Here is a 22,350-nt window from a genome sequence, read left to right on the forward strand (position 1 = left end):
CGTCGCAAATGACGATTGCGCCACCGCCGTCATAAAGGCTAAATGAAAGTGTCTGGTCCTGCCGGAGAAATCCGGATGCTAAGAGGGAATGTGGTGCGATTGCCCGCGTGATCAAGTCCACAGCCGCCCCCGCGACTGTAAGCGGTGAGCCCTGTTCAACCAGCCACTCCTGATCTTCAGGGGGAAGGCGAACAGAGGCACCGACCCGCAAGCCAGGAGACCTGCCAGGCGTAAATTGAAACACCGGCCGTCGGGTGCGGCGGCAAAGGAGAATTTAAGATGGCAACACAAACAAAAACAGCATCCGCCTCGCACGCTGGTATCCTTCCGGTCATGTTCGCGGTGGTTCTGGGTCTGGGCATCATCACCCTGACCGGTCACGTTCAGGCCGCGGCGCTGCACGACGCAGCCCATGACGTGCGGCACGCGACCGGCTTCCCCTGCCACTAAGACCATGTTCAGTCGTATATTGACCAGCGCGTTGTTCGCTGGTGCTGCAGCGGGGCTGATTGCCGCCTTGCTGCAGTTGGTCTTTGTGCAACCCGTTTTGCTGCACGCGGAACTGTACGAATCCGGTGAGCTGGTTCATTTCGGGGCCGAGGCGGTTTCGGCACATCCTGAACTGCCGGGCATGTTCTCGGAGCTGACCCGCGACGCGCTGAGTGTCATCTTCACCATGCTGACCTATACTGGCTATGCGCTGGTGATGGTTGCGCTGATGTCCGTCGCCGAAGGTCAGGGCCACACGATTGACGGTCGCACTGGCGTTCTGTGGGGGCTTGCAGGCTTCATCGCATTCCATCTGGCCCCCGGCTTCACGCTGGCACCTGAGGTGCCCGGTGTCGCCGCTGCTGACGTCTATGCCCGTCAGGTCTGGTGGTTTGCAACTGTGGCCGCCGCCCTTGTTGCGCTGTGGCTGATTGCCTTTGGTGGCAACCTGATCAGCTATGTGATCGCTGCAGCACTGCTGCTGGCACCCCATCTAATCGGAGCACCTGAGCCCGATGTCTTCACCGGCCCCGTTCCGACCGAGATTGGCGCTCTGTTCGCAGCCCGCGCCTTCGGTATCGGTCTGGTTGCCTGGGTTCTGGTAGGTGCCTTCGCCGGGTACTTCTGGCAAGGCGAAGGCAAACGCGCCGAAGCGACGGCCTGATCCAGGAACACACGCGCGCCGGGCCCTGCCCGGCGCGTTTCTTTTTGTCTACAAGGAAAGAAAATGGCACGCTCACTTGCCCTTTTTGCAATCGGCCTGGTTTTTGGCGGCGGGGCTGGTTTTGTTCTGGCCGCAGCCAATGGCGTCACCTTTAACGGCCACGACCATGGCGATCCGGCCCATCACGGCGGCTCGGCTGCCGAAGCCATGGCGCATGATCACTCTACTGCTGTAAACCTGCCCGCTGGCCCCAACGCGCCCGGTCTGGAGATCGCATTGAAGCAGGACCCGATGGCCGGTTGGAACCTGCATGTCATGCCGCAGAACTTCCGATTCGCACCGGAAAACGCGTCTGCAACCGACAAAGACGGCGAAGGCCACGCCCATGTCTATATCAACGGCGAGAAACTGGCGCGCCTTTATGGCAACTGGATCCATATCCCCGATCTGCCCAAAGGCGAGGTTGAGGTCTCGGTCTCGTTGAATGCCAACAGCCACAGCCCGCTGATGGTCGACAATGTGCCGGTCAGCGCCGCGGTGACGGTTCAGGTCGATTAGAGCGCCGGAATACGCGCACGCAAACACATCCGAAGCCGCCCGCAAGGTCGGGCGTCTTCGATCCAGCCTGATGGGCTGTCCAGATAAGCCTTGCAGGTTGCGGCGATATCATCGGCATCCTCTATGACGTTTATCCCTGAAAATACGTAAGACGCGCGACCCGCAGATTGCAGCGCCAACGCGGTCGGTTCGGTGCACCCGCTGAAACAGGCGTGCTCTTCGACTTCGACGCGATCCTCCAGCCCGGCGCGACTGAGCGCAACGCAGACGGCCTGCCTCTCGGCCTCCGGATCGCGCGTGCCAGCGCAAGTATTGCAGATCAGTAGACGTATCTGGTCCACGTGCGTCCTCGTTCGTGTCGTCCGCACGTTTCTGATGCTTTCTGCCTGTCGGCGCAATCCTGAATGCACACGTTATTGTGCGTGCGCCTTTCGTCGATTTCTGGCATTTTCCGAGCAGTCACGTCGAACGAGGCAACACGATGCGTATCCTATTGGGTTTTCTTTGCCTTCTGGCCCTGCCCGTTCGGGCCGAGGAACCTTTGGCGGGATGGGCGGTCTACCCCACAGCCAAAAGTTATGAAGACCTGGTTGCCGACACCAAGACTGCAGTGAAGGAAAACGGGTTGATCGTGGTCACTCAGGCCGGACCGACCAAGGCCGCTGCAGCGCGCGGAATCATCATCCCTGGCAATCTGGTGATCGGCGCTTTCAACAACGATTACGCCGTGCGCGTTCTGGAAACGTCGGTAAGCGCCATGATCGAAGCCCCGATCCGATTTTATGTCACTGAAAATGACGACGGCACCGCCACTCTGTCCTACAAAACGCCCAGCTTTGTCTTTGCGCCATACGTATACGAAGGCGGTGAGCCGCTGCGCGATATTGCCATAGAACTCGACACAAAGTTTCAGGCCGTGGCGGAATCCGCCGTCAAATAGTCACACTGGCGTGAACTTGCTTGCGTCCGAGGCTGTCCTCCGCAATCTGCTTCATAACACGAAACTCGGAGCAAGACTGATGCAGGACCTGTCCCCCCGTGCAGCTGACTTATTAGCCCAACGATTATTTGAAGCCGGATGCCGCCACGCTTTTGGCATGCCAGGTGGCGAGGTTCTGACCCTGGTGAACGCGCTCGAGCAGGCTGGCATCACCTTTCACCTAACCAAGCACGAAAACTCGGCCGGTTTCATGGCCGAAGCCGTCCACCATCGCGACGGTGCGCCTGCGATACTTGTCGCCACCCTTGGCCCCGGTGCGATGAACGGGATCAACGTGGTCGCCAACGCTTTGCAGGACCGGGTGCCCATGATTGTGCTGACGGGTTGCGTCGACGCGGATGAGGCGCTGACCTACACCCATCAAGTGATGGACCACACACAGATCTATCGCCCAATCACCAAGGGAACGTTTACACTGACGGCTCAGGGCGCTGACATTGTTGCAGACAAAGCGGTGTCGCTGGCCACGCAGCCGCGCCCCGGACCAGTGCATATCGACGTACCAATCTCGGTCGCCGATACGCGGGTATCAGGTGTCAAACGCCGCCGTCTTACTAAGGCCGCCGCCGTGGCCCCAGAAGGCAACTGCGTCGAGAAAGCCCGCCGCTGGGTGGCCGAGGCTGAACGCCCCATTGCGATTGTAGGGCTGGATGTTCTTTACGATGACTCGCGCAACATCGTGCAGGCGTTTCTGGAGCATTTCAGTATTCCCTTCGTCACCACCTACAAGGCCAAAGGTGTCATCCCTGAGGATCACCCCTTGTGCTTGGTCGGCGCGGGTCTTTCACCACTGGCCGATAAACATCTTGTGCCTCTGGTCGAACAGTCCGATCTGGTTCTTTGTCTGGGCTATGATCCCATCGAAATGCGCCCTGGCTGGCGCGAAATCTGGGACCCCGAGGAAAAGCGGGTCATCGATATCTCAGCTGTGGTCAATGACCACTATATGCATCAGGCCGGGTTGAATTTGGTGGCGCATACCGGGGCGACGCTGGAGGCAATCGCCAAGGGGAATCCGGCACGCGCGACATGGCCGAGTGGCGAGCCCGCGCAGGCCAAGGCCGCTTTAGCGCAAGCATTCCCAACGGATGACGAATGGGGGCCCGCGGCGGTTATCGCGGAAACGCGCGCGGTGCTGCCCGCTGAAACACTGGCTACAGCCGATAGTGGTGCACACCGCATCCTGCTGAGTCAGATGTGGAACTGCCACGAAGAACGCGGGCTGATCCAATCTTCAGCGCTCTGCACTATGGGCTGCGCGGTTCCGATGGCCATTGGCCTGAAACTGGTCGAGCCAAAGCGCCCAGTCATCAGCTTTTCAGGCGATGCCGGGTTCCTGATGGTCGCCGGGGAACTTTCGACTGCCGCCGAAATGGGCGGCAACCCGATCTTTCTGGTTTTTGTCGACGCCAGCCTTGCCCTGATCGAGCTGAAACAACGCCAGCGGCAGATGGGTAACAAAGGGGTAGATTTCGATCACCACGACTTTGCTGCCATGGGTAGGGCTTTTGGAGGCTATGGCCATACCGTCCGCAATCGAGGCGAACTGCGCGCGGCGCTCAATGACGCAGTGATGGCTGACAAGTTCACTGTTATAGCGGCCGAAATTGAACGCGGAGGGTATGATGGCCGGATCTGAAGGACCACTCAAGGGCGTTAAAGTATTGGACTTATCCCGTATTCTGGCGGGACCAACCTGTACACAGCTGCTTGGTGATCTGGGCGCCAGTGTCATCAAGGTCGAAAACCCCGCCACTGGGGGTGATGACACGCGCCAATGGGGCCCTCCTTATGTCGAGGATGCCGACGGCAACCGCTCGGACCTGAGTGCCTATTTCATGTCGGCCAACCGCAACAAGAAATCCGTCGCCATCGATATTGCGACGCCGGAAGGACAGGCCGAGATCAAACGGCTTGCCGCGCATGCCGACATCCTGATCGAAAACTTCAAACCCGGCGGGCTGGCGAAATACGGGCTGGATTACGCAAGCTTGTCGCAAGAGTTTCCAAGCCTCGTCTATTGCTCGATTTCGGGCTACGGCCAGACCGGCCCCAATTCATCCAAACCGGGCTATGACCTGATGGCGCAGGGGTTTGGAGGAATCATGTCTTTGACGGGTGACGCCGACGGCGCACCGATGAAAGTGGGTGTTGGTATCGCCGATGTCATGTGCGGCATGTATGCGACCGTTGGCATTCTGGCGGCGCTGCACCACCGGGATCAGACTGGTGAAGGTCAGCAAATCGACCTGGCGTTGGTCGATGCGCAGGTCGCGTGGCTGATCAATGAAGGCGTGAATTACCTGACCTCGGGCCAAGTGCCTCAGCGCCGCGGCAACGGACACCCCAACATCGTACCGTACGAGGTTTATAAAACCTCTGACGGCCACGTCATTTTGGCCGTCGGCAACGACAGCCAGTTCCGGCGCTTTTGCGAATTCATCGGGCATGATGAATTGGCCGACGATCCGCGATTTGCCACCAATCCAGCCCGTCTGGAACATCGCGACGCGTTAAACGCGGTACTGCGCCCTGCCCTGCGGAGCCATGACATGGCCACCGTTATCGCAGAACTAGAAACCCGCAAGGTGCCTGTTGGGCCGGTGCAGACCATGGATCAGGTTTTTGCCACCAAACAGGTCGCGGCCCGCGAGATGCAGATCGCCATGCAGGCCGCCCCGGGAGAGGTCCAGCTGATCGGAAATCCGCTGAAACTGTCGCGCACACCTGTCACGTATCGCAGTGCTCCGCCCGAATTCGGGGCTGACACACAGGCTGTTCTTGACGCCGAAAACCCATTCGAAGATTGAAACACTGTGCCTATTTCGGCGGCATGTTGCTGAAACATGCCGTTGAATCGGCGGTTTTTTTCAAGTTTTCCACACACGACCTTTCACCAATTCGAGAGCAAGGGCGATACTGATACGACGCCGATAGAGTCTCTGCTAAATCGATAATTGAAGAAACTCTCAATTGGATCGGACCGCCAGTATGAAACAAGACGTTTTTGGACAATTGAACACCCTCAGCCAGCCGGCTGGCGTCGAGGCGTGGAATGGTGTTCTGCTTGGGTTCATGGCGCACGCGGCCGTCACACCGCAACATCTGGGAACAGTGCTGGAGCTTGAACCAGACTTTGCCCTGGGTCACGCCGTCAAAGGTCTGTTCATGGTACTGCTAGGTCGGCGCGAGATGATGCCCGTCGCGGTCGAGGCACTGTCAGCGGCAAACGCTGCGATGGAGCGCCAACCAGTCTCGGCGCGGGAACGGATGTATGTCGAGGCGCTGGGGCTGTATCTGGCTGACCTCCCTTCGCAGGCGATTCAGAAATTCGAAGAGATTCTGCGTGCCCACCCGCAAGACACACTGGCGATGAAACTCAGCCATGCCACGCGGTTTGTGCTGGGCGACCCGGCCGGAATGCGCCGATCGGTTGAGCGGGTTCTGCCCGCTTATGAACCCGACCACCCCGGACGCGGCTATCTGCTGGGCTGCCATTCCTTCGCGCTGGAAGAAACAGGTGCCTACGAAAAGGCCGAGATTGCAGGGCGTCAGGCGCTGTGGATGGTCTCGGACGATGCCTGGGGCCTGCATGCCGTGGCACATGTACATGAGATGACGGGCAATGCGCAGTTGGGCCTGGATTGGCTGGCTGGACGTGAGGACGCCTGGGCGCATTGTAACAATTTTCGCTATCACGTCTGGTGGCACAAGGCGCTGATGCATCTGGATCTGGGTCAGGTCGATCAGGTGATGGAACTGTACGACCAGTACATCCGCCAGGACAAAACCGATGACTACCGGGATATCTCGAACGCGACCTCGCTGCTGTCACGGCTAGAGCTTGAAGGGATCGATGTCGGCAACCGCTGGGAAGAGCTGGCCGATCTCAGCGCCGCCCGGACCGAGGATGGCTGTCTGATCTTTGCCGATCTTCATTATCTTCTGGCGCTGACGGGCGACAACCGCTCGGATGCGACTGGCAAGATTTTGCAGCGCATCCAGAAAGACGCGCAACGTAATCAGGGGGACACCCCGATCCGCATGTCCGACCCGGGCGTTGCGGCTGCCAAGGGGCTTGAGGCCTTTGGCGACGGCCTTTACGGCGAGGCGTTCGACTTTTTGTCGAGTGCACGCAATGGAATGCAACTGGCAGGTGGCAGCCACGCCCAACGTGATGTATTCGAGCGCATCACAATTGATTCCGGCCTGCGCGCGGGCCAATTGGATGCTGTCGAGCGCATCCTTGACGACCGCCGCGCCAAACGAGCCGGGGGCGAGGACAATTACGCACTGGCGCGCCGCGCATTAATTGACGCGGCCCGCGATGACCGAGACGCACAAAGCGTCCCGGCTGAATAACAAACAATAAAGACCAAGAAGGACAGAAAACGTATGGCGACTTTATCGCCCGCTTCTGATTTTGCTCCGGTGACCGCTTCGGCGGCCGCCCCTGCCCGCACGCGCGACCCGCGCCTGGACTTCTATCGCGGGATTGCGATGTTTATCATCCTGATCGCACATATTCCCAACGATCCCTGGGCCAAGTGGATTCCCGCACGGTTCGGGTTCTCGGACGCGACCGAGATTTTTGTGTTTTGTTCCGGAATGGCGTCAGCGATTGCCTTTGGTGGGACATTCCTGCGAAAGGGCTGGTGGGTAGGCACGGCTCGCGTGGCCTTTCGCATCTGGCAGGTCTACTGGGCGCATATCGGGCTGTTTTTCTTTGTCGCCATGACCATGGCCGCGCTCAACCAAAGCGGACTGTTCGAAAAAAACTATATCTCATCCCTGAACCTTCAGCATTTCTTTAACGACCCAGCCCCGCAAATCGTCGGTTTGTTCACCCTGACTTATGTTCCGAATTACTTTGACATCCTGCCGATGTACCTGGTGGTTCTGGCATTGATGCCGTTTTTCATGGCTCTGTCGCGGATCGGGTTCTGGGCGGTAGCCGTGACATCAGTCGCAATCTGGCTAGTGGCCCAGTACGACTATCTGGATCTTCCGGCCGAGCCGTGGTCGGACCGTCAGTGGTTCTTCAACCCCTTCGGGTGGCAATTGCTGTTCTTCACCGGCTTTGCCTTCATGCGCGGCTGGATACCGGCTCCGCCAGTTTCCAAAACCTTGATATGGGTGGCGGCTTTGTTCCTGATTATCTCGATGCCCTTCGGATCTTGGAAAGTCTTCACCTGGATCAACACGGCGGCCCCTGATCTGGCCGGCGAAATCCGCAAGGTTTGGGCACTGACAGAAGGATTGCGCGGCAAGACGGACTTCGGCCTGTTCCGCTATCTGCACTTCTTGTCGCTTGCCTATCTTGGTTGGGTCGCAGCCGGTGAACACGGCCATCGCCTGATTGCAACCGGTCAGGGTGCGGCGGCCAAATTCTGGCAGTTCCTGCTGGCCGTGATCACCAAGGTTGGTCAGCAATCGCTTGCAGTGTTCGTATTTTCCATGGCAGCAGCGCGACTTATCGGCGTCGGGCTGGACCTGAGTGGGCGGGATGTTGCCAGTGTGTTTGTCGCAAACATGATTGGCTTTGCCATGATCATCGGCGTTGCTTATCTCGCGGCGTGGTTCAAGTCACACCCATGGAAGTCTAAAAAATGAATTTTACACGTCGCGCATTTCTGGCCTCGACTTCGGCGCTTTTCCTCGCGCCAGCCACGTTTGCCACCGGGGGTGAGTCTCCTTTTGACGGCAACGATGTCATTGCGATGGCCCGTGATCTGGCCAGCCGCCCCTATGCCGAACGCGAGATGGTTCCGCAGGAATGGCTGGACCTGACATACCAGCAGTATCGCGAGATCCGGTTCCGGTTGGACAAGGCGCTTTGGTTCGAAACCGATACGCCCTTCAACGTGGATTTCTTTACGCCCGGCCTGTACTTCCCGCGCACGGTCAAGGTTTCAACGGTCGAGGATGGCATCGCCACGCCGGTCGCCTTTGATCTGGAAATGTTCGATACGTCCGACGATGTGCCGGAATTGCCTATCGACGAAACGCTGGGGTTCTCGGGCTTTCGTCTGCGCACGGAAATGCACCGCATCGGCAAGACGGATGAGTTTTGTGTTTTCCAGGGGGCCAGCTATTTCCGCGCCATTGGTCTGCACGAGGTTTACGGCTTGTCCGCCCGTGGTCTGGCCCTGAAAACCGGTGACCCCGATGGAGAGGAATTCCCAGAATTCATCCGCTTCTGGCTGGAGCGTCCGAAACCCGGTCAGCAGGATATGGTTGTCTATGCGCTGATGGACAGCCCCAGCGTGGCCGGGGCCTATCGGTTTAACATCTCCGCCGGGGCCGACTGCGTGATGGACGTTCAGGCCACCTTGTTTCCGCGTGAGGAACTTAGCCATGTCGGTATCGCTCCCGGCACGTCGATGTTCCTGTACGATCAAACCAACCACAACCGGTTCGACGATTTCCGCCCCGCGGTTCATGACAGCGACGGCCTGCTGATCCGCAATGGCGCCGGAGAGGTGCTGTGGCGACCTCTGGCCAACCCGACCCGCCTGCAGATTTCATCATTTGTCGATATGAACCCGCGCGGGTTCGGCCTGATGCAGCGGAAACGCGAATTCTCCGACTACGCCGATCTCGAGGCCAATTACCACAAACGTCCCAGCCTATGGGTCGAACCCGGTGATGATTGGGGCAAGGGCTCGGTGACACTGGTCGAAATTCCAGCTGATCAGGAAATCTATGACAATATCGTCGCCTACTGGCGACCAATGGAACCTTATGCGGCAGGCAGTCAGGTCGATCTGTCTTATCGCCTGATCTGGGGTGAAGAGCCACAGCGTACGCCGATGCCGCGTGTGATCAATACGTCCATGGGGGATAATACATTTGGTGAAGGTCGACTGGCCGTTATCGATTTTGAACCCTCCGAGTTGTTCGACGACCTCGAGGCGATGACAATCTTCGTGAACTCGCCCCATGCCGAGACATCCGAGGGCGTGTTGCAGCGCAACCCGGAAACCGGCGGGCTGCGGTTAGCGTTTTCATTCCAGCCAGGCGACCGCAACCACGTGGAACTACGCGCGCAATTGCTAAAAGACAAACAGCCAGCCTCTGAGGTCTGGCTCTACCGTTGGACTTCATGAGCCGCGATTTACATATCATGCCTCCCGAGGCGCCCTTGGCCATGCCCGCGCAGGATTTCAGTGCGGAGTTCCGGGATGCACAGGTTCCCGAAGGCAAACGTGCCTCGGCCGGCTTCTGGCGCGCTTTGGCGTTTTCACCCGCGATGGCCGCGACTTTGGGCCTACTATGGGTAATGACCGACTGGTTCGGCGCCGAAGGGATCAACCTGATTGAAGGGATCTTGCTGGCGTTGATCTCATTCAATTTCTTCTGGATTTCCTTCACGGTTTGCACAGTTCTGCTAGGCATGGTGTCGCTGTCCCGACAGGAACAGCCCAAACGCGAGGGGCGTTCTCAGCCGCTGCGTGTTGCACTGTTGATGCCGGTCTACAACGAGGTGCCGTGGAACGTGCTGGGCAATGCCCGCACGATGCTGGAAGACCTGCGCACGCTTGGTGGGCAGCATGACTATGCCATGTTCATCCTGTCCGACACCCGCGACCCCGAGATCGCCGCGCAGGAACAGGCCAGTATCGAGGCACTGCGCACCACCCTTGCCCCGGGACTGGAGCTTTATTACCGCCGCCGCGAGCAGAACACGGACCGCAAGGTCGGCAACATCGCCGACTGGGTCAGCCGCTGGGGTGCCGATTGGGATGCAATGCTGGTGCTGGATGCCGACAGCCTTATGACCGGGCGTGCCATTTTGCGCCTGACGGATTCGCTAGCACGCGATTCCGGTGCGGGCCTGATTCAGAGTTATCCACAACTGATTGGTGCCCAATCGGTTTTCGCCCGGATGCAACAATTCGCCAATGGCGTCTATGGCATCGCCTTTGCCGAAGGTTTGGCGCGCTGGTGTGGGCAAGAGGGCAACTATTGGGGTCACAACGCGATCATCCGCACCCGGGCCTTTGCCTCGAGCGCGGGTTTGCCGAAACTGCGGGCGATGAACGGTCAGGAAAAGCTGATCATGAGTCACGATTTTGTCGAAGCCGGCCTTCTGCGTCGCGCCGGTTGGGGTGTGCGGTTCCTGCCGCGCATCCGGGGCTCATATGAGGAAACACCGCCCACCCTGATCGACCATGCCCTGCGGGATCGGCGCTGGTGTCAGGGCAACCTGCAACACCTGAAACTTCTGGGATCGGTCGGGTTCCGGGCGGTGTCACGGTTTCATATGTTCCACGGCGCGGTAGGCTATCTGATGTCGCCGCTGTGGTTCGCGCTGCTGGTGATGTGGGCGCTGATCGGTCAGGGCGAGGACGCCTCGGTTCTGCATTATTTCAGCCCCGACAATCCGCTGTTCCCGCAATGGCCCGAGATGTCGGAAACGCGTCACGTGCTGATCATTCTGGTGATGTATGCAATGCTGCTGGCCCCAAAAGTGCTGGGCGTTCTGGCCCTTCCGCTCAGCGGTGTGCGCTATGCTGATTTCGGCGGCGGCTCCAAGTTCCTGACCTCATTTCTGGCCGAGGTGGTCCTGTCGATCCTCTACGCCCCGATCCTGATGGTGCAACAGATGATCGCCGTGTTCCGCACCGCGTTGGGTATGCAAAAGGGTTGGTCCCCACAGGCGCGGGATGGCGGCAGCTACAGCGTGCGAACGCTGATCCTGTGTCACGGGCTGGAAACAGTCAGTGGCATCGCGCTGAGCGCCGGTATTCTGTCCGGCCTCGTCTCGATCTGGCTGGCACCGATTGCCATCAGCCTTGCGCTAGCAATCCCTCTGTCTGCCCTCAGCGGCGTTTCTGCCGGGGCGGCGCGGCGCATGGTCGGGATGAAAGAGGATTTTCACGAGCCAGCCATCACTCGGTCCGCGCGTCGTTACCGGACTGAATTGAAGAATGTGATCGAGGGCAAAGGCACCATGACCCCTGCCGAGTAATCAACCGCCTGGCAGGCCCTCGTACCAATCAACCATCATGTCGGCCCATCCGTTAGGAACGGTGTGCCCGCCCGGAAACAGCGCGAACTCCAGCATGCTGCCATCATCGCATCCCGTCCAATAGCGGCGCATAAATGGGCCGGTGGTTGAAAAACCGCTCGGCTTGGTATCGGCGCAGCCATTGGCGACCCGCCAGATTTCCAGGCCAGCAAAGATATCCCCCTGATGGAAGCGGCCTCCGCCCAGAATGCGCCCTTCCAGAGGTACGACGTTGTCGGTCCAGCCATGGGTGTGGAACATCCGCACCGGACCTTTGCAAGCCTCGGGATGTGGACGCCAGAACCCGCCCGACACCGGAACATAGGCCGAAAACGTATCAGGAGCGGCGCAGGCAAGATAATAGACCATGAACGCCCCGGCAGAAAAACCACCCAGAACAACCCGGTCCGTATCAATCCCGAACCGGTCCGATGCGTCCTGCACGGCTTCGGTCAGAAAGGCGGTTTCGTCCCGTCCTTCCCAACCGGGAAAGAAGTTCCAGCTTTGGCGGCCATGCCGTTCTGACCCTTCTGGGGCCATCACCGCGTAGCCGCGCGCCAGTAACGGCTCGACCATGCTGCGGTTTTTCAACGTGCCAACGGCCGAGCCGCCATACCCATGCAGGAAGACGACCAAAGGCGGGTTATCGCCCTCAGGCAATTCGATGTGATATCCGCCTGATGCGGTCTCGCACACGCCTTCCTGATCCGCGCAAGCTGCAAGTCCCGCCTGCCCGGCCAGCGCCAGCCCGGTTGCTAAAGTAAATGCCCGGATCATCCCGCTTCTCCTGTATCGTGTTGAACCGGCAAACCGGCACGTACCCATCCGGGCCCTGCAGCAGAGCCCAGCATGCCTTCGGGTACGTCGATAACATTTGTGAACCCAGCCTCGGTCAATCGGTTGCTCAACCGGGCTGATCGCACCCCTCGCGCACAAATCAGTGCGATTGGGGCGCTCTGGTCGCCGCCGACCAACTGCGCCAAGGCTTGTTCAAAGTCTTCGCGACGCATGTCCAGTGGGTGAGCCCCAGCGCCCACGCCAGTGGCTTGCCATTCCCGTGGGGTACGAATATCCACCAAAACTATATTTCCGACCGAAGCCTGGTTGTGCGCATCCACGACGCTCAGCTTATTGCCGGCATATGCCGGAGGGTTCAGATGAAATTCCCGAAGGGCGAAGCCTGCTGCCACAATTCCGACACCGCCCAAAAGAAACCATCGGCGCGTTCGGCTTGCCTTTTTCGCCACGTCGTACCCTCCTGTACTGGCCCGATGCTTTTATCACACCCTGGATCACGAATCTGCGTCGAAATTTAGCTGAAGGATCAAGTTCGCGTCAGGTTTCACACTCGAATTCGCATTTGTCTTTTCGGGCGCTGAAGGACGTGAAAACCTTGCAATCGCTGGACAGTTAGAAAATTATCCTTACAAAATCAGTACCACTTTTGACCGCTCAGATCGGAGTATCGCACTTGTCCCTATTCCTCATCGCGGCCCTTCCCTTCCTCGGAGCTGTTTTCCCAGCCCTTCTGATACGGGCAGGACGAAACGCAGCAGCATCGGCCGCGGGGCTGACGACATTTCTGGCGTTAATGGGGCTGTTGATTCACATCCCGTCGGTCATGCGTGGAGAGGTCGTAACTGCAAAGTTCGACTGGATTCCAGGGTTGGGGCTGAACGCGAATTTCATGCTGGACGGGCTTGGGTTTCTGTTCGCGCTTTTGATTCTTGGGATCGGACTGCTGATCATTCTTTACGCGAGATTCTACCTGTCACGCGAAGACCCAATGGGACAGTTCTATTCTTATCTGCTGCTGTTTCAGGGGGCGATGGTCGGAATTGTTCTGTCTGACAATATCCTTCTTTTGCTTATTTTCTGGGAACTTACATCGCTAAGCTCATTCCTTCTGATCGGCTATTGGAAACACCTGCCTGAAGGACGTCAGGGCGCACGCATGGCGCTGGCCGTGACCGGTGGTGGCGGGTTGGCGATGATTGCGGGGATGCTGATCCTTGGCAATATAGTCGGGTCCTACGACCTGAGCGTCATCCTACAAAACAAAGAGCTGATTCAGGCCTCGCCCTATTACATGCCCGCGCTGATCCTGATCCTGATGGGTTGTTTCACTAAATCCGCGCAGTTCCCGTTCCATTTCTGGTTGCCCCACGCAATGGCCGCGCCGACACCGGTTTCGGCCTACCTGCACTCGGCCACGATGGTGAAGGCCGGACTGTTTCTGATGGCGCGGATGTGGCCGGTGCTGGCTGGCACGGATGCGTGGTTCTATATAGTTGCGACCACAGGTCTGGTAACCATGCTGATCGGGGCCTGCATTGCCCTGTTCAAGGACGATTTGAAGGCATTGCTGGCATTTTCGACCGTGTCGCATCTGGGTCTGGTGACGATGCTGCTGGGCTTTGGCACCAAGATTGCAGTCGTCGCGGCCATATTCCACATCATTAACCACGCGACGTTCAAAGCCGCGCTATTCATGACCGCCGGGATCGTAGATCACGAGACCGGCACCCGGGACATCAAGCGTTTGGGTGGGTTGCGGCAGCTGATGCCGATCACCTTTACCATCGGCACCACTGCCGCCCTTTCGATGGCCGGCCTGCCGCCGTTGAACGGCTTCCTGTCCAAGGAAATGATGCTGGAGGAGACAGTTCACACCACGTGGCTGCATTCCCACTATCTGGTTCCCGGCCTGGCGTTGTTGGCAGCGCTGTTTTCGGCGGCTTATTCCTTCCGCTTTGTCGGCCACGTCTTTCTGGGACCACAGCGCAAGGACTATCCCGCGCATCCGCATGATCCGCCTGTCGGACTGTGGCTTGCCCCGGCCTTCCTTGTCGTACTGGTCGTGCTGATCGGCCTTTATTCGGCCGCCCTAGTCGGCCCTCTCGTCGCGGTCGTTTCAAGCGCCGTAATCGGTGGAGAGAAGCTTCCTTACTATTCGCTCAAACTTTGGCACGGTTTCACGCCTGCGCTCTATATGTCGGCTTTCGCAACGCTGGGCGGTCTGGTCCTGCTTGCCCTTCACCGCCGTGGCGAACAGTTCTGGAATGCCCTGCCCCGGCCCGAAGCCAAGGTTATTTTTGACGCCGTAATCGGAGCGTTTACCCTATTCAGCCGTTGGATTACCGACACGCTGCACAATGGGGTTATCAGCCGTTATGCGGTCCTTTTGATCGCCTTTACGCTTGGCCTTGGTTATTACGCTTATGCGACCGGTTCCATCGGGCCTGAAACGCGTGATCCACTGCCTGCGCCGATCATTCCGATCATCGGCTGGATTTGCCTCGTTGGCGCGACGCTTGCAATCATGTGGTGCCATCGCAACCGCCTGTTGTCCCTGGTCTTGATCGGCGTTGTCGGCCTGATAGTGTCGATGGCGTTCAACTACCTTTCGGCCCCGGATCTGGCGTTGACCCAGATCTCGGTCGAAGTGGTAACAATGATCCTGCTCCTGCTGTCGCTGAATTTCCTGCCCACGGATACGCCATGGGACAGCAGTGCAGGTCGACGCTGGCGGGACGCAGGTATTTCGGTCGTGGCCGGTATTGGCTCGGGCGCTTTGATCTATGCGCTGATGCTGCGGGACTTTGCCTTTCCTACCATCTCGGAATTCCATCTGGCGAATTCCTACAAAGGGGGTGGCGGCACCAATGTGGTCAACGTGATCCTGGTGGATTTCAGGGGCTTTGATACGTTCGGTGAGATCATCGTTCTGGGTATCGCCGCGCTAATCATCTTTGCCCTGACCGAGGCCGTTCTGAACTCGAACGTCCGCGCCTATTTGCTGAACCGAAAACCGCACTGGCCGCAATCGGGGGATTCACATCCGCTGATGATGGTCGTGGCAACCCGCGTGATGATGCCAATTGCGCTAATGGTCGGGGCCTACATCTTTTTCCGCGGCCACAACCAGCCGGGCGGTGGTTTCATCGCCGGCCTGATCGTCGCAATCGCCTTCCTGATGCAGTACATGGCCAGCGGATATACATGGGCGATCGAGCGGCAGCGGTTCTACTATCACGGCACCATCGGCTGGGGCGTGCTGATCGCAGCCGCCACCGGGATCGGGGCATGGTTCAATGAACGTCCGTTCCTGACCAGCGATTTCGGCTACCTTCACTGGCCACCTCTGGAAGAGTTCGAATGGGCCACCGCCATCCTGTTTGACACGGGCGTCTTCCTCGCCGTGCTGGGTGCGGTGATGCTGGCGCTGGACAGCCTGTCGCGGTTCGCCTGGCAGCCGGGTATGGCGCAGGAATTCCCGATGGATATCAACCCGCTGCGGGACGACCCGCCAGAAGAAGAACAAGAGAAGGAGCAGGCCTGATGGAAGCGCTCGTAGCCTCAGCCGTAGGCGTCATGACCGCAGCCGGGTTATTCCTGATCCTGCGCCGCCGGACGTTCCCCGTCATTCTGGGCCTGTCGCTGATCACCTATGCGGTGAACGTGTTCCTGTTCGCCACAGGGCGACTGGCACTGGACGCCCCCGCCGTTTTGAACAAATACGAAGAGGTCACTTATACCGACCCACTTCCGCAGGCGCTGGTGCTGACGGCCATCGTGATCTCGTTCGGGATGACGGCCGTGATCGTGATGATCTCGCTCAGTGCCTATCTTTCATCCAAGGATGACCATATCGACATGACCGCGCAAGACAGCGTGGACGGCGCAGGAGAAGACGCATGAACCATTGGATCGTTGCGCCGATCGTCCTGCCCGCGATCCTGGCCCCGTTCATCATCATGGTCCTACGATACCATCTGGACCTGCAACGTATCTTCTCCGTCGCCGGCGTTGTCGGACTGCTGGGTATAGCTCTGACCATCACGGCTCAGGCTTCGGGCGGGGATATACAGGTTTATGAACTGGGTGACTGGCCCGCGCCTTTTGGCATCGTACTTGTACTGGACAGATTGTCGGCCATGATGGTGCTGCTGACCGCCCTGCTGGCGTTGCCCATTGTTCTTTATGCCATCGCATCCGGGTGGGACGACCGGGGGAAACACTTCCACGCCCTGTTCCACTTCCAGCTGATGGGCGTCTGTGGCGCTTTCCTGACCGGTGACGCTTTCAACCTGTTCGTGTTCTTCGAGGTCCTGCTGATTGCCTCATATGGTCTGATGACCCACGGAGGTGGATCGGTGCGGCTGAAGGCCGGGGTGCAGTATGTGGCCTATAACCTGCTGGGCTCGACCCTGTTCCTGTTTGCTCTGGGCACGCTTTATGCGGTGACCGGAACGCTGAACATGGCGGATATGGCCGTGCGGGTGGCCGAGTTGCCTGCCGAAGATACCGCGCTGCTGCGCGTTGGTGCTGTGCTGTTGCTGCTGGTGTTCTGCATCAAGGCCGCCGTTCTGCCGTTGCATTTCTGGCTGCCTGCCAGCTATGCCAACGCTCCGCTGCCCGTCGCTGCCCTGTTTGCGATCATGACCAAAGTCGGTGCCTATTCGATTCTACGGATGTACACACTGGGCTTTGGCCCCGAGGTTGAGGCAACGCAGGGCCTTGTAGGCGCATGGCTGCAACCGGCGGCGCTGGTGACGCTGGCGGTTGGGGCAATCGGTATTTTGGGGGCTCAACACATCGCACGCATGGTGGCGTTTTGCGCCATTACCTCGATGGGCACTTTGCTGATCGCGATTTCGCTTTTCACCGAGACCGCCACTGCCGCTGCGCTGTATTACATCTATCACTCGACTTTGGCGACGGCACTGCTGTTCCTGGTGGCCGATTTGGTGATGGAGCGCAGGGGTGGTGCCATCGCACCCAAAGCCCCGATGCCGCAAAACGGGTTGATCTCGGCCCTGTTCTTTGTCGGCGCCATTGCAATGGCCGGTATGCCACCGCTGTCAGGTTTCATCGGCAAACTGTTGGTGCTGGACGCGGCCCGCGATGCGCCTGACGCGGATGCAATCTGGGCGGTGATCCTGATCGGGTCTTTCGTAACCATTGTTGGCCTGGCGCGGGCAGGCTCGCTGATTTTCTGGAAAAGCCACGATGCGCAGCACAACACGGAACACGACCCAGAAAACGACGAAGAGATCGTAGCGCTGCCTGCGCCCGAACCGCAACCGGGCCTGGCATTCACAGCCATCTTCGGAGCCGTTCTGGGCCTTGTCTTGCTGACCTTGTTCGCAGGCCCCGCGCTGAACTACGCTAGTCTGACGGCCGAGCAATTATTTACGCCCGAAAACTACATCTCGGCCGTACTGGGAGGAGAGGAATAAATGAGACTTCTGCATCGGATATTCCCTCACCCGCATCTGACGATCCTGCTGACGCTGGTGTGGATGCTTTTGGCGAACTCGCCTTCGTTGAACTCATTGGTTTTTGGACTGATCCTTGGGATAATTATTCCCTTCATCACCCAACCTTATTGGCCTGACCGCCCCAAGCTGCGCAATTGGCCGATGGTCGTGGAATATATGCTGGTGGTGCTGTGGGATATCGTCATAGCCAACATTACCGTCGCCCGGATCATCCTGTTCAAACGCGATGCCGACCGGCAACCCAACTGGATCTGCGTCCCGCTTGAGTTGCGCACACCTGAGGCAATCACCGTTCTGGCCGGAACGATCACTATGACGCCCGGCACGGTCAGCTGCGATCTGTCGGCGCAGGGGCATAATCTGCTGGTTCACTGCCTTGATGCACCAAACCCTGACGAAGTGCGCGATCAGATCAAACAGCGTTATGAACGTCGACTGAAGGAGATTTTCGAATGATCGACTTTGCGATTTTCTTTGCTTTTGCATGCTTTGGCGCCGCGATCATGATGTGCCTGTGGCGGATCATCACCGCCGACGGCGTTGGCACCCGCGTTCTGGCTCTGGATACGATGGTCATCAACACAATTGCCCTGATGATCCTGTACGGACTGGCCTTGGGGACTGAGATCTTTTTCGAAGCCGCCATGATCATCGCTATGCTGGGCTTTGTCTCAACCGTGGCCTATGCGCGCTTCATGCTGCGCGGCAACATTATTGAATGAGGGCATCATGGGTTTCATCTTCGAATTTCTGATCGCCTTCTTTCTGATCGTCTCGGGCATTTTCGGCTTTGTCGGCTCTTTCGGGATGATCAAACTGAAGGACCCGATGTCCCGCCTGCACGCGCCGACCAAGGCGACGACGCTGGGCGTGGGCGGCGTGTTGTTGGCCTCGATTTTCCATTCGGTATTGATCGAACATCACCTGTCCCTGCACGAATTGCTGATCACGCTGTTTCTTTTCCTGACCGCTCCGATCACGGCCCTGTTCATTGCCAAGTGGCACATTCACCGCCATGAATTGCCCGGCGATCTGCCGGATGCAGGCGAGGATGAGCTTTGGGCCACCCACGCCGTCGAACAGGTCGAAGACGTACCCGACCACAGCAAGTCCTGAGTTTCATGCACCAAGCACCGCTGCCCCTGACCCGCGATTTGGTTCTGATTGGCGGCGGGCATACGCACGCGCTTGTGCTGCGCAAATGGGGTATGAACCCACTGCCCGGCGCACGCGTGACCGTAATCAATCCCGGTCCTACTGCACCATATTCTGGTATGCTTCCGGGGTTTGTTTCTGGTCACTACCAACGGCACGAACTGGACATTGATCTGGTGCGACTGGCCCGTTTTGCCGACGCGCGTGTCATTCTCGGGCCGGTCGAAGGCATCGACCCACAGCGGCAGCAAATTCACGTTCCAGGTCGCCCACCCGTGCCGTTCGATGTGGCCTCGGTCAATGTGGGGATCACTTCGGACATGCCCACCCTGCCCGGTTTTGCCGATCATGCGATCCCGGCCAAACCGCTTGGTGCTTTTGCCTCGCAATGGGCAAGTTATCTTGAGGGCACCGGCCCGGCCTCGGTCGCTGTGATCGGCGGAGGCGTTGCGGGCGTGGAGCTGGTCATGGCTATGGCATTTGCCCTGCGCATCCAAGGCCGCGCGGCACAGGTGACACTGATTGACAACGCCTTGGCGCTGACGGCGACGAAAGACAAGGCGGCCGCGACTATCCGAGGGGCGATGGATGATCTGGGCATCGACGTGATCGAACAGGCGCCGATTTCTCGTATCGCTGAGGATCATGTTGAACTGGAAAACGGTCGTTCTATTCCCGCCTCATTTGTCACCGGCGCTGCGGGTGCGCGGCCGTATGAATGGATCTCGCAAACGGGGCTTGATCTGCAGGACGGTTACATCCGGGTAAATCGTTTTCTGCAATCCAGCGACCCGTCGATTTTCGCTGCCGGAGATTGCGCCCATCTGACCGAAAACCCCAGACCCAAGGCCGGAGTGTATGCGGTGCGCGAAGCCCCAGTTCTGTACAACAACCTGCGGGCCGCCCTGGGGGCCGGGCGCATGCGGCAGTATCAACCGCAGAGGGATTATCTGAAACTGATCTCGCTGGGTGGCAAATCCGCACTGGCCGAACGGTTCGGCACCTCGATCAGCGGTCCGTTGATGTGGAAATGGAAGAACCACATCGACCAGACATTCATGAACAGGTTTCGGGAATTGCCCCAGATGCCCGCCCCGGCCCTGCCCAAACAGCACGCCGCAGGAATGGAGGATGCGTTGGGTGATAAACCGATGTGCGGCGGATGCGGCGCAAAGGTCGGGCGCAGTGTCTTGCAGAGCGTGCTACGCGACCTGCCCACGTCGACCCGTTCCGACACTACGCCTCTGCCCGGAGATGATGCTGCCCTGCTGACGGTTGGAGGGGTGCGGCAGGTAATGACTTCGGACCACTTGCGCGGATTTACCGATGACCCGGTCTTGATGACACGCATCGCCGCCGTTCATGCGCTGGGGGACATATGGGCCATGGGAGCCAGTCCCCAGGCGGCAACGGCGACGATCATCCTGCCGCGCATGTCACCCACATTGCAGCACCGGACCATGGCCGAGATCATGACAACCGCCAAAACGGTCATCCAAGAGACCGGGGCCGAGATTATCGGCGGACACAGCTCGATGGGCGATGAGATGACCATCGGTTTTACTTTGACGGGCCTGTGCGAGAACGATCCAATCACCCTTTCGGGTGGACGACCGGGCGACCTGTTGATCCTGACCAAACCGTTGGGCAGTGGGGTGCTGATGGCTGCTGCAATGGCGGGTCTGGCCGATGGCGCTTGGGTTGCTGATGCCTTCCGGCAAATGATCCAACCGCAAGGAGACGCCTCGCGAATACTGGCAGGCGCACATGCGATGACCGACGTGACCGGCTTTGGACTCGCCGGGCACTTGCTGTGGATGTGCGAGGCCTCCGACTGTGGAGCGACAATTGATCTGGACGCGATCCCTTTGATGACAGGCGCGCTGGAGTTGAGTTCACAAGGGGTGCGTTCGACCATATTCGATGACAACCGATCATCCGCGCCCGATTTGCCGAAGGGCGGTAAAACCGATCTTCTGTTTGACCCGCAAACCGCCGGAGGACTGTTGGCTGCCGTAGCGCCAGAACAGGCGTATGGATTGTGCGAAGACTTGCGTAAAACGGGTTATCCGGCGGTGATAATCGGCCACCTGACAGACACACCGGGGATGCGTCTTCAAAGCTGATCCAGCATCCGCTCAATACTGGCCGCTGTGCTCTGCAAACTTGCAGCATCCAACGCTGGAGCCTTGATCCGGGCAATCACTTCGGCAGTCTTCGCGCGGCGGGACTTGGCATAAGCCGGGTCGTAGTGCTGCTCCATCAACGCCCGCGTCAGCGCATGTTTGTCCCCTGCATCAATCAACGCAAGCCAGCCATCGACCACTTCGTGCCCACGGTGAAATCGCAACGGAGACAAGCGATCGCGCAAACGATCAGCATCCGACAGGATGTCATCATACGCCGCAACCAGATAGGCGGTTCGCGCTTCGATCGGAGCATTGATCTGAATGCGTGGCGCCGCTCGCATGGCCGCCCAAAGGCTCGGTGGCAGGATCAATGTTCCGATCTTGGACGATTCCGCCTCGACGACAACGGGACGGGTTGCATCCAGTCTGCACAATGCTGCCGCCAGTGCCGATTCAAACGCCTTTTGGCTGGGTTGCCCGCCCGGCATTTCGCCCAACAGAGACCCTCGGTGATTGGCCAGTTCTTCAAGATCTAGAACCTGAACACCGCGCTCTTGCAGACAGGTCAGCAGATCGGTTTTGGCCGTACCGGTATAGCCATCCAGCACAACCATCCGGTGCGGCAGGGGATCGTCATACAGGAACCTGTTTACAAGCCGTCGGTAGGTTCGATATCCGCCGTCGACCACCTCGGCCCGCCATCCGATCTGTTGCAACATCCAGGTGAATGACCCCGACCTCTGGCCGCCGCGCCAACAATAGATCAGTGGTTTCCATCTGCCTTCGTGGTGCGACAGGCTGTATTCAATGTGATTGGCGGCGTTCCTGAACACCAATGCCGCGCCCAGCTTTCGCGCCAGAAATGGGCTTTGCTGCACATAAATAGTACCCACACGTGCGCGTTCTTCGTTGTCAAGAACCGGTAGGTTAATGGCCCCAGGCAAGTGATCTTCGGCAAACTCCGCCGGGCTGCGCACGTCGATCACCGTATCGAAGTCATGCACATAGAGGCTGGGTAAGTCCGTGAATTTCAGTGCCATGTCAGTGATCTACCCCGC

21 protein-coding genes and 1 riboswitch are annotated in these 22,350 nt (G+C 58.8%); of the genes, 17 read left to right on the top strand and 4 right to left on the bottom strand.

All coding sequences use genetic code 11. The annotated features are described in order from the left end of the window. Positions 1-36 precede the first annotated feature (36 nt). Positions 37-243, top strand: a riboswitch (cobalamin riboswitch). Between the two features lie 36 nt (positions 244-279). From ACR0IY_RS05430 to ACR0IY_RS05440, 3 genes are all read left to right on the top strand, one after another. Continuing rightward, positions 280-450 carry a CbtB domain-containing protein gene (locus tag ACR0IY_RS05430; protein WP_480670986.1) on the top strand — a complete coding sequence of 57 codons (171 nt, stop codon included), beginning with the start codon at positions 280-282 and terminating at the stop codon, positions 448-450. 4 nt (positions 451-454) lie between these two features. Then, the gene (locus tag ACR0IY_RS05435; RefSeq protein WP_480670988.1) at positions 455-1,153 is read left to right on the top strand and encodes a CbtA family protein; all 699 of its coding nucleotides are present in this window, start codon (positions 455-457) and stop codon (positions 1,151-1,153) included. A gap of 63 nt (positions 1,154-1,216) precedes the next feature. Beyond that, positions 1,217-1,711, top strand: coding sequence for a hypothetical protein (locus tag ACR0IY_RS05440; RefSeq protein WP_480670990.1), 495 nt, complete (start codon positions 1,217-1,219; stop codon positions 1,709-1,711). Here ACR0IY_RS05440 and ACR0IY_RS05445 read toward each other — a convergent pair. Then, on the bottom strand, positions 1,708-2,052 hold the full coding sequence (locus tag ACR0IY_RS05445) for a DUF1636 family protein (RefSeq protein WP_480670991.1): 345 nt from the start codon (positions 2,050-2,052) through the stop codon (positions 1,708-1,710). The two genes, ACR0IY_RS05440 and ACR0IY_RS05445, sit on opposite strands and share 4 nt — an antisense overlap. A 140-nt stretch (positions 2,053-2,192) precedes the next feature. Between ACR0IY_RS05445 and ACR0IY_RS05450 the strand changes: the two genes are divergently transcribed. The 7 genes from ACR0IY_RS05450 (at position 2,193) to mdoH (ending at position 11,685) form a co-directional block, all read left to right on the top strand. Then, the gene (locus tag ACR0IY_RS05450; RefSeq protein ID WP_480670993.1) at positions 2,193-2,651 is read left to right on the top strand and encodes a DUF302 domain-containing protein; all 459 of its coding nucleotides are present in this window, start codon (positions 2,193-2,195) and stop codon (positions 2,649-2,651) included. Positions 2,652-2,730: 79 nt separating this feature from the next. Beyond that, on the top strand, positions 2,731-4,350 hold the full coding sequence (locus ACR0IY_RS05455) for a thiamine pyrophosphate-binding protein (protein WP_480670995.1): 1,620 nt from the start codon (positions 2,731-2,733) through the stop codon (positions 4,348-4,350). Then, complete coding sequence (locus ACR0IY_RS05460) at positions 4,337-5,521, top strand: CaiB/BaiF CoA transferase family protein (RefSeq protein WP_480670997.1); 1,185 nt, start codon at positions 4,337-4,339, stop codon at positions 5,519-5,521. The genes ACR0IY_RS05455 and ACR0IY_RS05460 overlap by 14 nt, the downstream gene beginning before the upstream one ends. 181 nt (positions 5,522-5,702) lie before the next feature. Beyond that, the gene (locus tag ACR0IY_RS05465; RefSeq protein WP_480670999.1) at positions 5,703-7,073 is read left to right on the top strand and encodes a tetratricopeptide repeat protein; all 1,371 of its coding nucleotides are present in this window, start codon (positions 5,703-5,705) and stop codon (positions 7,071-7,073) included. A 33-nt stretch (positions 7,074-7,106) separates the two neighbouring features. Further along, positions 7,107-8,324 (top strand): OpgC family protein, encoded by a 1,218-nt coding sequence (locus ACR0IY_RS05470; protein ID WP_480671001.1) that lies wholly within the window; start codon positions 7,107-7,109, stop codon positions 8,322-8,324. Further along, positions 8,321-9,820, top strand: a complete 1,500-nt coding sequence (locus ACR0IY_RS05475) for an OpgD/OpgG family glucan biosynthesis protein (protein WP_480671003.1) — start codon at positions 8,321-8,323, stop codon at positions 9,818-9,820. Before ACR0IY_RS05470 ends, ACR0IY_RS05475 begins: the two co-directional genes overlap by 4 nt. After that, positions 9,817-11,685: a glucans biosynthesis glucosyltransferase MdoH gene (mdoH, locus tag ACR0IY_RS05480; RefSeq protein WP_480671005.1), complete on the top strand. Its 1,869-nt coding sequence runs from the start codon at positions 9,817-9,819 to the stop codon at positions 11,683-11,685. Before ACR0IY_RS05475 ends, mdoH begins: the two co-directional genes overlap by 4 nt. On the opposite strand, the gene ACR0IY_RS05485 is transcribed toward mdoH, so the two are convergent. Both ACR0IY_RS05485 and ACR0IY_RS05490 read right to left on the bottom strand, forming a co-directional pair. Then, a complete protein-coding gene (locus ACR0IY_RS05485; RefSeq protein ID WP_480671007.1) occupies positions 11,686-12,501 on the bottom strand; it encodes a CE1 family esterase in 816 nt (271 codons plus the stop codon). Next, positions 12,498-12,971 (bottom strand): rhodanese-like domain-containing protein, encoded by a 474-nt coding sequence (locus ACR0IY_RS05490; RefSeq protein ID WP_480671008.1) that lies wholly within the window; start codon positions 12,969-12,971, stop codon positions 12,498-12,500. The genes ACR0IY_RS05485 and ACR0IY_RS05490 overlap by 4 nt, the downstream gene beginning before the upstream one ends. A 224-nt stretch (positions 12,972-13,195) precedes the next feature. Here ACR0IY_RS05490 and ACR0IY_RS05495 point away from each other — a divergent pair, with 224 nt between their 5' ends. Genes ACR0IY_RS05495 through selD form a run of 7 tightly spaced genes read left to right on the top strand, consistent with a single transcriptional unit; the run spans position 13,196 to position 21,289 of the window. Next, positions 13,196-16,066, top strand: a complete 2,871-nt coding sequence (locus tag ACR0IY_RS05495) for a monovalent cation/H+ antiporter subunit A (RefSeq protein ID WP_480671010.1) — start codon at positions 13,196-13,198, stop codon at positions 16,064-16,066. Then, positions 16,066-16,425, top strand: coding sequence for a Na+/H+ antiporter subunit C (locus ACR0IY_RS05500; RefSeq protein WP_480671012.1), 360 nt, complete (start codon positions 16,066-16,068; stop codon positions 16,423-16,425). The genes ACR0IY_RS05495 and ACR0IY_RS05500 overlap by 1 nt, the downstream gene beginning before the upstream one ends. Next, entirely contained in the window at positions 16,422-17,966 is a 1,545-nt protein-coding gene (locus ACR0IY_RS05505; protein WP_480671014.1) for a monovalent cation/H+ antiporter subunit D, read from the top strand. Before ACR0IY_RS05500 ends, ACR0IY_RS05505 begins: the two co-directional genes overlap by 4 nt. Next, positions 17,967-18,464 carry a Na+/H+ antiporter subunit E gene (locus ACR0IY_RS05510; RefSeq protein WP_480671016.1) on the top strand — a complete coding sequence of 166 codons (498 nt, stop codon included), beginning with the start codon at positions 17,967-17,969 and terminating at the stop codon, positions 18,462-18,464. Next, complete coding sequence (locus ACR0IY_RS05515; RefSeq protein WP_480671018.1) at positions 18,461-18,730, top strand: K+/H+ antiporter subunit F; 270 nt, start codon at positions 18,461-18,463, stop codon at positions 18,728-18,730. The genes ACR0IY_RS05510 and ACR0IY_RS05515 overlap by 4 nt, the downstream gene beginning before the upstream one ends. A 7-nt stretch (positions 18,731-18,737) precedes the next feature. Next, positions 18,738-19,124, top strand: a complete 387-nt coding sequence (locus tag ACR0IY_RS05520) for a Na+/H+ antiporter subunit G (protein ID WP_480671019.1) — start codon at positions 18,738-18,740, stop codon at positions 19,122-19,124. 5 nt (positions 19,125-19,129) lie between these two features. Continuing rightward, on the top strand, positions 19,130-21,289 hold the full coding sequence (selD, locus tag ACR0IY_RS05525; RefSeq protein WP_480671021.1) for a selenide, water dikinase SelD: 2,160 nt from the start codon (positions 19,130-19,132) through the stop codon (positions 21,287-21,289). On the opposite strand, the gene mnmH is transcribed toward selD, so the two are convergent. Continuing rightward, on the bottom strand, positions 21,280-22,332 hold the full coding sequence (gene mnmH, locus ACR0IY_RS05530) for a tRNA 2-selenouridine(34) synthase MnmH (protein ID WP_480671023.1): 1,053 nt from the start codon (positions 22,330-22,332) through the stop codon (positions 21,280-21,282). The genes selD and mnmH overlap by 10 nt on opposite strands. Positions 22,333-22,350: the final 18 nt, after the last annotated feature.

It is taken from the genome of Ruegeria sp. BC1 (genome assembly GCF_056539305.1).

What these genes read in the sequence shown, in the direction of transcription:
- mdoH (WP_480671005.1), top strand. Translation starts at nt 9,817, where the DNA reads ATGAGCCGCGATTTACATATCATGCCTCCCGAGGCGCCCTTGGCCATG.
- ACR0IY_RS05515 (WP_480671018.1), top strand. Translation starts at nt 18,461, where the DNA reads ATGATCGACTTTGCGATTTTCTTTGCTTTTGCATGCTTTGGCGCCGCG.
- ACR0IY_RS05500 (WP_480671012.1), top strand. Translation starts at nt 16,066, where the DNA reads ATGGAAGCGCTCGTAGCCTCAGCCGTAGGCGTCATGACCGCAGCCGGG.
- ACR0IY_RS05470 (WP_480671001.1), top strand. Translation starts at nt 7,107, where the DNA reads ATGGCGACTTTATCGCCCGCTTCTGATTTTGCTCCGGTGACCGCTTCG.
- ACR0IY_RS05475 (WP_480671003.1), top strand. Translation starts at nt 8,321, where the DNA reads ATGAATTTTACACGTCGCGCATTTCTGGCCTCGACTTCGGCGCTTTTC.
- selD (WP_480671021.1), top strand. Translation starts at nt 19,130, where the DNA reads ATGCACCAAGCACCGCTGCCCCTGACCCGCGATTTGGTTCTGATTGGC.
- ACR0IY_RS05455 (WP_480670995.1), top strand. Translation starts at nt 2,731, where the DNA reads ATGCAGGACCTGTCCCCCCGTGCAGCTGACTTATTAGCCCAACGATTA.
- ACR0IY_RS05520 (WP_480671019.1), top strand. Translation starts at nt 18,738, where the DNA reads ATGGGTTTCATCTTCGAATTTCTGATCGCCTTCTTTCTGATCGTCTCG.
- ACR0IY_RS05435 (WP_480670988.1), top strand. Translation starts at nt 455, where the DNA reads ATGTTCAGTCGTATATTGACCAGCGCGTTGTTCGCTGGTGCTGCAGCG.
- mnmH (WP_480671023.1), bottom strand. Translation starts at nt 22,332, where the DNA reads ATGGCACTGAAATTCACGGACTTACCCAGCCTCTATGTGCATGACTTC.
- ACR0IY_RS05440 (WP_480670990.1), top strand. Translation starts at nt 1,217, where the DNA reads ATGGCACGCTCACTTGCCCTTTTTGCAATCGGCCTGGTTTTTGGCGGC.
- ACR0IY_RS05510 (WP_480671016.1), top strand. Translation starts at nt 17,967, where the DNA reads ATGAGACTTCTGCATCGGATATTCCCTCACCCGCATCTGACGATCCTG.
- ACR0IY_RS05460 (WP_480670997.1), top strand. Translation starts at nt 4,337, where the DNA reads ATGGCCGGATCTGAAGGACCACTCAAGGGCGTTAAAGTATTGGACTTA.
- ACR0IY_RS05450 (WP_480670993.1), top strand. Translation starts at nt 2,193, where the DNA reads ATGCGTATCCTATTGGGTTTTCTTTGCCTTCTGGCCCTGCCCGTTCGG.
- ACR0IY_RS05465 (WP_480670999.1), top strand. Translation starts at nt 5,703, where the DNA reads ATGAAACAAGACGTTTTTGGACAATTGAACACCCTCAGCCAGCCGGCT.
- ACR0IY_RS05485 (WP_480671007.1), bottom strand. Translation starts at nt 12,501, where the DNA reads ATGATCCGGGCATTTACTTTAGCAACCGGGCTGGCGCTGGCCGGGCAG.
- ACR0IY_RS05505 (WP_480671014.1), top strand. Translation starts at nt 16,422, where the DNA reads ATGAACCATTGGATCGTTGCGCCGATCGTCCTGCCCGCGATCCTGGCC.
- ACR0IY_RS05430 (WP_480670986.1), top strand. Translation starts at nt 280, where the DNA reads ATGGCAACACAAACAAAAACAGCATCCGCCTCGCACGCTGGTATCCTT.